The 1,381-nt window shown below is 41.9% G+C and carries 2 protein-coding genes; one reads left to right on the top strand and one right to left on the bottom strand.

Annotated features, from left to right (window positions below):
* The first annotated feature begins 24 nt into the window (after window positions 1-24).
* Complete coding sequence (locus BFI01S_RS21920) at window positions 25-270, top strand: YqkE family protein (protein ID WP_061794452.1); 246 nt, start codon at window positions 25-27, stop codon at window positions 268-270.
* A 62-nt stretch (window positions 271-332) separates the two neighbouring features.
* Here BFI01S_RS21920 and BFI01S_RS21915 read toward each other — a convergent pair whose 3' ends face one another.
* Window positions 333-1,256: an aldo/keto reductase gene (locus BFI01S_RS21915; protein WP_061794451.1), complete on the bottom strand. Its 924-nt coding sequence runs from the start codon at window positions 1,254-1,256 to the stop codon at window positions 333-335.
* Between the last annotated feature and the right edge of the window lie 125 nt (window positions 1,257-1,381).

Below are 1,381 nucleotides of genomic sequence, written 5' to 3'. Positions count from 1 at the left end.
GAAATCAGTTGATGAGGGGATTATATGAAAAAGAAAATACACCATTCACAGCCTAAAAAAGACGATAAGCCCGTCACGCTTGGCGACTTGCTGAACCAGGACCTGATGGAGCAGCTGAAAGGGAAAAAGCAGGAATTAAAGGCTGCTGAAGATAAACAGAAGGAAGAAGAAGAGCGCAGAAAAAGAGAGGAAAGAAGACTGCGCGAAAAAAATAAAAGTTTTGAAGAACTGCTTGGAGAAAGCGAACTTAACTGGAAAGAATTCAAATAATATTAAAAAAGGGGCCGGCTTTTCTGTCAGCCCCTTTCTTGTCTTATATTATAAGCTTTCTATCATCTATGCTGCTCATATTTATTTAGCATTGCAATAGATTTAATCATAGCAAATTCATCTTCGTTCAGAGGCTTGGCTCTTGCTGCTTCTGCATTTTCTCTAACTTGCTCAGCCCGGCTGGCACCTGCTGTAATAGAAGCGACAGCTGGGTCCGCGAGATTAAACTGAAATGCTATCTCGTTCATGGTGCGCTGGTCAGAAATTTTTTCCCGGATGCTGGTAAGCGTTTTTTTCAATTCAGTATAGCTGTAATCCAAATAGCCTTTACTCTTTACCGATTCTGATGCTTTATCCAGCATTTTGTCGCTGAGCAGCCCTTTGGCCAGCGGCCCTCTTGTAACAGCACTGATGCCTTTTTGATTCAGAAGAGGCAGCGCTTCTTCTTCAGGGCGCCGATCTAAAATGCTGTATTGCATCATGACAGAAACAATGGATGATTTAGATGCAAATTCCCGAATTACATTTGGGCGAATAGAGGAAATGCCATATTGGCGGATGTACCCTTCTTCCTTTAGTTCCTCAAATGCTTCAATGGTTTCATCAATTGGATCTTCAATCGTGCCGCCATGAAGCTGATATAAATCGATGTAGTCCGTATCCAGCCTTTTCAAGCTGTCTTTTAAAGCTTCTTTGATGTGGCTTTTTGAGGGATCCCAGGTCCAGCCATCTTTATTCTTATTCCATCGGTTGCCGGCTTTGGTCGCAATGATCACCTGTTCGCGGACATTCTTTAACGATTGTCCGACAAGCTTTTCGTTTTCGCCAAAATCATATAAATCAGCTGTATCAAAATAATTGATTCCTTCTTCAAGGGCTGCTTCAATAATCTCCTGAGCCTTTGAAGGGCTGGTGCCAATTGACATGCAGCCCAGTCCAAGCTCGCTTACGTACAAGTCTGAATTTCCAAGTCTTCTCTTTTTCAAGTACCCACCTCATTTGAATGTTTTCTATAATTGTACATAAACAAATGAGGCATACTCAAATTTAGAGGCTTATCATTTTATCGCAGTCTAACGGGCAATAAGACCCCCACTTCAAGACTCAGATG

Source organism: Cytobacillus firmus NBRC 15306 (assembly GCF_001591465.1).
Classification (GTDB): domain Bacteria; phylum Bacillota; class Bacilli; order Bacillales; family Cytobacillaceae; genus Cytobacillus; species Cytobacillus firmus.
This window is presented reverse-complemented; position numbering and strand designations above follow the sequence as displayed.

What these genes read in the sequence shown, in the direction of transcription:
- BFI01S_RS21920 (WP_061794452.1), top strand. Translation starts at nt 25, where the DNA reads ATGAAAAAGAAAATACACCATTCACAGCCTAAAAAAGACGATAAGCCC.